This window comes from Streptomyces pathocidini (genome assembly GCF_001418495.1).
Classification (GTDB): Bacteria; Actinomycetota; Actinomycetes; order Streptomycetales; family Streptomycetaceae; genus Streptomyces; species Streptomyces pathocidini.
The window spans coordinates 1-6398 of sequence record NZ_LIQY01000427.1 but is presented as its reverse complement, the minus strand read 5'-3'; the positions used below and the strand labels follow the sequence as shown (position 1 = coordinate 6398).

At 73.0% G+C, this 6398-nt stretch carries 6 protein-coding genes; 2 read left to right on the top strand and 4 right to left on the bottom strand.

All coding sequences use genetic code 11. The annotated features are described in order from the left end of the window. The 3 genes from AOK16_RS19480 to AOK16_RS28535 all read right to left on the bottom strand — a co-directional run. Nucleotides 1-800 (bottom strand): enoyl-CoA hydratase/isomerase family protein (locus AOK16_RS19480; RefSeq protein WP_055473490.1); only part of this gene is annotated, 800 nt, incomplete at its 3' end. A gap of 112 nt (nt 801-912) precedes the next feature. Then, the gene (locus AOK16_RS19475) at nt 913-3144 is read right to left on the bottom strand and encodes an acetate--CoA ligase family protein (protein WP_055473489.1); all 2232 of its coding nucleotides are present in this window, start codon (nt 3142-3144) and stop codon (nt 913-915) included. Between the two features lie 160 nt (nt 3145-3304). Then, nucleotides 3305-4771: a flavin-containing monooxygenase gene (locus AOK16_RS28535; RefSeq protein WP_079101559.1), complete on the bottom strand. Its 1467-nt coding sequence runs from the start codon at nt 4769-4771 to the stop codon at nt 3305-3307. 211 nt (nt 4772-4982) lie between these two features. On the opposite strand from AOK16_RS28535, the gene AOK16_RS19465 reads away from it, so the two are divergent. Together AOK16_RS19465 and AOK16_RS19460 are read left to right on the top strand one after the other, a co-directional pair. Further along, nucleotides 4983-5435, top strand: coding sequence for a hypothetical protein (locus tag AOK16_RS19465; protein ID WP_055473488.1), 453 nt, complete (start codon nt 4983-4985; stop codon nt 5433-5435). After that, on the top strand, nt 5432-5842 hold the full coding sequence (locus AOK16_RS19460) for a Zn-ribbon domain-containing OB-fold protein (protein WP_055473487.1): 411 nt from the start codon (nt 5432-5434) through the stop codon (nt 5840-5842). The genes AOK16_RS19465 and AOK16_RS19460 overlap by 4 nt, the downstream gene beginning before the upstream one ends. A gap of 113 nt (nt 5843-5955) precedes the next feature. On the opposite strand, the gene AOK16_RS19455 is transcribed toward AOK16_RS19460, so the two are convergent. Next, on the bottom strand, nt 5956-6189 hold the full coding sequence (locus AOK16_RS19455; protein ID WP_055473486.1) for a hypothetical protein: 234 nt from the start codon (nt 6187-6189) through the stop codon (nt 5956-5958). Nucleotides 6190-6398: the final 209 nt, after the last annotated feature.

Here is a 6398-nt window from a genome sequence, read left to right as displayed (position 1 = left end):
GCGACGCCCTCGTTCGCGTCGGCCGTCGTCATGTTGACCTCCTGCGCCGCGGCCTCCGCCGCGAACGCGGCGGCCCGGTCGCCGTCGAGCGAGGTGTTGACCAACTGCTTGGTGAGCGCCAGCGCACGGGTCGGCCCCGCGGCCAGCCGCCCCGCCCACTCCCGCGCCGTCTCTTCCAACTCCCCATCCATCACGACCCGGTTGACCAGTCCGAGCCGCGCCGCCTCGGCCGCGGGCAGCGCGTCGCCGAAGAACATCAGCTCCTTGGCACGCTGCGGCCCCACCAGCCGGGGCAGCAGATACGCGCCGCCGCCGTCCGGGACGAGCCCGCGGCGCGCGAACACCTCGATGAACTTCGCGCCCTCCGCGGCCAGGACGAGGTCACAGGCCAGGGCGAGGTGCGCGCCGATGCCCGCCGCCGTCCCGTTGACCGCGGCGATCACTGGCTTCTCGCAGTCCAGCACCGCCGCGATCAGCCGCTGCGCGCCCCGCCGGATCGTCCGGGCCACATCGCCCGCGATCCGCTCGGCTCCGGCTTCCCCGGGCGAGGCCCCGGCCTTCCCGGGCGGGCCGCCCCGCAGGTCGGCGCCCGCGCAGAACCCCCTGCCCGTACCGGTGATCACCACGGCCCGCACGCTCGGGTCCGCAGAGGCTTCCTCCAGTAGCCCGATGACGCGTTCCCGCTGGTCCCAGGTGACGGCGTTCATCGCCTCGGGGCGGTTGAGCGTGATCCACGAGACGCCGTTGTCAGTGGTGTGCAGTACCAATGACTCAAGGGATTTCTCGGGGGAGGCAGACATGCGAAAGCTCCTTGTCGTACGGGGTGTGCGTGCCGTACGGGCGCTGGTCGGCGCTGTGCGGTTACGGGGCGGTGCGCCGGCCGCGCGGAGGTGTTCGCCGGCGCCGGACCGTTCACCGGCAGAGCGCCAGCGCGTCGAGGGCCACCGCGCCCTGGCCGCGCGGGAGGACCACGAGCGGGTTGATGTCGAGTTCGGCCAGCCCGTCGCCCAGTTCGAGGGCCATGCGCTGGACGCGCAGCACGACCTCGACCAGCGCGTCGACGTCCGCGGGCGGCGCCCCGCGCGCGCCCTCCAGCAGGGCGTGGCCGCGCAGTTCGCCGAGCATGGCGCGCGCTTGGTCCTCGCCGAACGGCGGCACGCGGACCGCGCTGTCCCGCAGGACCTCGACGAGCACGCCACCAAGACCGACAGTCACGGTGGGTCCGAAGAGGCTGTCGTGCGTCACGCCGACGACCATCTCCACTCCGCGCTCGATCATCTGGCAGACGAGTACGCCGTCGAGCTGGATCCCCTCGTAGCGGGCGATCTCGGTCAGCTCCCGGTATGCGTCGCGGACCTGGCTGGCCGAGGTCAACCCGACCTTGACCAGGCCGAGTTCGGTCTTGTGTGCGAGCTGGGCCGCCGAGGCCTTCATGACGACCGGGTAGCCGACCAGCCCGGCCGCGCGCACCGCCGCCGCCGCGCTGGTCACCAGCTGCTCGCGCGGCACGCGGATCCCGTACGCGCGCAGCAGCTGCTTCGCGGCGTGCTCGCTGAGCTGCTCGCCGGTGCGCAGCAGGCCCCGGGCCTTACGGGCCGAGGGGGAGAGGGTGCGCGGCGCGTCCTCGAAGGGGGAGCGGTAGCCGGCGGCGAAGCGGTGGTGGTCCAGGTAGGCGCGGACGGCGGTGACGCAGTTGGCGAACGTGCGGAAGGTGGCCACCCGCGAGGAGCCGAGCAGGGTCTTCCGGTACGCGTCCTCGGTGCCGACCGGGGAGCCCCACACCGCGCACACCTGCTTGTCCGAGGCCTCCGCCGCGTCCACCAGGTCCTGCGCCAGCCTGTCGCTCATGGGCGGGAAGGGGCCGGTGATCGGGCAGATGAGGACGCCCACTTCAGGGTCGGCCAGGATCGCGTCGATGATCTTCCGGCCGCGCCAGTCGCCCACCGGGTGGCCGCCGCTGTCCACCGGGTTCGCGACGCTGAGGTAGTCCGGTATCCACTGGTGCAGCTCCGCCTGCTTCCCGTCCGAGAGGACAGGCAGAGGCAGGCCCGCGGCGGCTGCCAGGTCGGCGAAGTGCGCGCCCGTGCCGCCCGAGATCGAGTAGACGGCCACGCCCCGGGCCTTGGGCGGCCGGGCGCGGGCCAGCAGGGCCGCCGTGTCCTGGAGCTCGTCCAGGCCGTCGACGCGGATCACGCCGAACTGCCGCATGGCCGCGTCCACCACCTCGTCCGCGCCGGTCAGCTTGCCGGTGTGGGAGGCGGCCGTACGTGCGCCGGTCTCGGTGCGGCCGACCTTCACGGCCACCACGGGCACCTTCTCGCGCGCGGCCCGGTCGGCCGCGAGCAGGAAGCCGCGCCCGTCCTTGAGCCCTTCCATGTACGCGGCGATGGCGCCGACTTCGGGCCGGGTGGCGAAGTAGGAGATGAAGTCGGCCGTCTCCAGGTCGGCCTCGTTCCCGGTCGGTGCCCAGTGGGAGAGCCGGATACCCAGTTCCTGGAGGGCGAAGACGGGCCGCCCCTGGTGGCCGGACTGCGTGATGAGCGCGATGGCGGGCCCTTCGAGGTCCTCCCGGAACTCCTCGAACGCGTTGAGGTTGGTGTTCGGCCCCAGCAGCCGGAGCCCGGAGCGCCGCACGGCGGCGGCGAGCCGTGCCTGGGCGGCGGCGCCCTCCTCGCCGGTCTCGGCGAAACCGGAGGCGAAAGCGACCGCGAACTTCACCTTGCTCTCGGCGAGTTCCTCGATGACGGGCAGTGGGTCGGCCACGAGCAGCACGGCGAGGTCGACGGGCTCGGGCAGATCGGCGACGGAAGGCAGGCAGGGCAGCCCGAAGACCGTGGGGCGGCCCGGGTTGACCGGATGCAGCCGGGCGCCGACCCGCTCGGCCCAGTCGAGGAGCCGCCGGGTGATCCCGGTGTTGGGCTTCCCCTCGCTGTCGGACGCCCCGACCACGGCCATGGCCTCGGGCCGGAAGAACCGGGCCAGGTCGGGCACGGGCGCGTGCAGCGGCCGACCGCTGACGTCCACATCGCCCGTGCCGGCCGGCGAAGACAGGCCGTGCACCACGGCGCGGCCGTGCTCGCCGCAGGCCGCGACGCGGGCTGGGCGGGAGTGCGTGGTGAGGGTGCCGTAGGTCGATCCAAGCATCGTTCCCGCCCGCTCCTGCTCGATGGCCGATGGAGACGCGCCACTGCCGCGCGGCGGATCGGGGCAACGGGCCATGGCCGCCCACGCACAACTGACGCTATGTCAGATTACTGAACTGACGTACCGTCAGGAATAGGTCTGCGGGAGAATCCGGACGCCGCTACGCGGAGCGCCGCTCGCCGGGGTCGGATTCGACGGCCTGGGCGATCTTGTGGGCGTCGAGGGCCAGTTCGCGGAGCATGCCGCTGATGGGGTTGGTGTAGCCGGTGAAGAAGAGGCCGGGGAGAGGAGGCTCGTCGCCCTGGGAGACGGGGCGGCCCCGCTCGTCGAGGACGCCCAGATGACCGACCAGGGACTCCAGGCCGCGGCGGTAACCGGTGGCGGCCACGACCACCTCGGGGGCGATCGGTGTGCCGTCGGCGAGGACCACCTTGTCGCCCTCGAAGGACTCCACGGCCGCGACCGGTTCGACCCGCCCCGAGCGGATGGCCTCGATCAGTCCGATGTCCTGGACGGGGATCGCGCCCTCCAGGACGCGCGAGTAGAGGCCGCTCTCCGGACGCGGCAGCCCGTACTCCGCCAGGTCGGGGACGGAGAGCTTGGCCACCGTGCGGGCGGCGCGGTCCACGGCCGACGGCTTCAGCCGCCGCACGAGGACGCCGGTCGCCTGCGCGGGCCAGCCCGCCGTCGTGCGCCGCACGATGTGCGGGGCGGTGCGCACCGCGAGGCGTACGCGCGCGGCGCCGCCCTCCGCCAGGTCGACGGCGATGTCGGCGCCGGTGTTGCCGGTGCCGACCACCAGCACGTCCCGACCGCGGTACGGGGCGGCGTTGCGGTAGTCCGAGGCGTGCAGGAGCTCACCGCCGAAGCGGTCGCGCCCCGGCCAGTCCGGGAGATACGGGGTGTGGTTGAAGCCCGTCGCCACCACGACCGAGTTCGCCGTCAGTTCGCGGCCACCGGTCGCGCGGAGCAGCCAGCGGGCGTCCGTCTCCGGCGCGGCAGGGCCGCTGGCTGCGGTGGACGCCTCGCGCGCCGTCCCGCCGTCACCGGCTCCGCTGTCACCGGCCCTGCCGTCACTCGCCCTGCCGTCATCGGCCACCCCGTCACCGGCTCCGCTGCCGCCCGTTCCCTCGCCGCGGGCCCTCTCGGCGTCGGCCGTCCGGGGCGCGGCCCCCTCGCTCCCGGCCGTCTCGCCCTGCGTCGCCTCGGGATCGGCGGCTTCGGTGCAGGCCGCCTCCCCCGGTCGCTCGATCCGGGTGACCTCCACGCCCGTGACGATTTCCAGCCGGTGGTGCTCGACGTACTGCTCCAGATACCGGACCAGGTCGTCGCGGCCGACCCAGCGCCCGTACGAGCGCGGGATCGGCAGGCCCGGGAGGGCGGAGAGCCTGCGGGTGGTGTGGAGTTCGAGCCGGTCGTAGTGCCCGCGCCACGAGGCGCCGGCCGCGTCGGACTTCTCCAGGACCACGGCTCGTATGCCCCGCCGGCCCAGGACGGCCGCCGTGGCGAGACCGCCGGGACCACCCCCGATGACGTACACGGGCGAACCGGGCGCCGAGGCCCGGGAGGCCGGAGCGGCCGTGGCGGGCGTCGAAGTCCCCGTGGTCGAGGGGGTGTTGTCGGACATGCGCGTGAGCGTACCCGGATATTTGTCGTGTGTTGGTCAAACCCATACCGAATGCGTTACGGATCCATCACGGCCCACCACCCACTGCAACCCGGCGCGACCCCTTGCGTCAAGCGTTGTCCATCCGCTGAACTGGGGCGGCAAGTGAACTGATGAAGTGTCAGAAAGTCGCGACCGGAATCCGGATGGAAGCCCGGAAGGGGTGTGCCCCGTGCAGACGATCTGGCTCGGCGGAGCCGAGTGGCTCGCGGTGCTGCGCATCGGCCTCGGCCTGTGGTGGCTGGAGAGCTGGCGGCACAAGGACAGAAAGGGCTGGCTCGAGCGCGGTACGGGCATCGCCTGGGCGTCGAGCGTCGCGGCGGAGCACCGCTGGGGGTTCGTACGCCGTGGCTTCGAGGTCGTCGTCGCGCCGCGGCCGAAGCTCATGGCGTACGTGGTCGTCTACGCCGAACTCGCCCTGGGGCTCGGCCTGATCGCCGGATTCCTGACCCCGATCGCCCTCCTGGGAGGGCTGTCGCTGAATCTGCTCTACCTGGTCCTGATGATCCACGACTGGGCCGAGCAGGGGCAGAACTCCATGATGGCGCTGATCTCGTTGGTCGCCTTCTTCGCGATGGGCTGGCAGGCCTGGTCCCTCGACAGCGCGTGGGGGTTGTTCCTGTGAGTGGGCCCGCCGACGCGCCCCGGTTCGACCTGCCCGAGGCCGACGCCTTCACCCGGCCCTACTGGGACGCGGTGGCCGAGGGGCGCCTGCTGATCCGGCGCTGCGGCGACTGCGGCGCGGCCCACCACTACCCGCGCGAGTTCTGCCCGCGCTGCTGGAGCGAGAACGTCACCTGGGAGCGGGCGGGCGGCCGGGCCGCGCTCTACACCTGGTCCGTGGTGCACCGCAACGACCTGCCGCCGTTCCCCGACCGGGTCCCCTATGTCGCGGCCGTCGTCGACCTGGTCGAAGGGCCGCGGATGATGACCGAGGTCGTCGACGCCGAGGACGGGCTCCTGCGCGTCGGCATGGAGCTGGAGGTGGCGTTCCGGGGCGACCCGGTGGTCCCGGTCTTCCGGCCCGCCTGAACCGCGGCTGACGCGCCCGTTGAACCCCAGCCGACAGGCCGCCGAACCTCCAGACGACAGGCCTGCCTGAACCCTGCCGACAGGCTCGCCTGGACCCCAGCCGACAGGCTCGCTCAGCGCACCACCAGCGACGGCATGATCCGCTCGGCCCGCCGCGTGCACCGCTCGCATGCCCAGCCCACGTTGGCGCCGCATATCGCCGCCGCCACCCGGCATATCTGCTCGGCGCGGGTCAGCGCGCCCCGGGCCGCGCGGGCCAGCGCCGCGTCGTCGTGGGCGAGCCCTCCGCACGGCTGGGGTTCGTACGGGCGATGGCGGTTCAGCAGGCTCGTGACGGCGGCGCGCATGGGTGGCTCTCCTTGTCGGCGGTGCGAAGCGTTGGCCTTTCGCACTCCTAGAGAGCCGATCCGTGGGATTCTTACGCCAGTTTGACAAGAAACTCTTCAGGGTGCGCCACGGTGCTGCGCACAGGCGGCCATCAAACCGCCCGTTCCCGCGCCGACTGCCCTCAGCCCAAGCCGCCCCAGGGCCACGCTTCTCGACGAGCGGAACCACC

Coding starts and splice junctions, on each gene's coding strand:
- AOK16_RS19475 (WP_055473489.1), bottom strand. CDS start 3,144: ATGCTTGGATCGACCTACGGCACCCTCACCACGCACTCCCGCCCAGCC.
- AOK16_RS28535 (WP_079101559.1), bottom strand. CDS start 4,771: ATGTCCGACAACACCCCCTCGACCACGGGGACTTCGACGCCCGCCACG.
- AOK16_RS19455 (WP_055473486.1), bottom strand. CDS start 6,189: ATGCGCGCCGCCGTCACGAGCCTGCTGAACCGCCATCGCCCGTACGAA.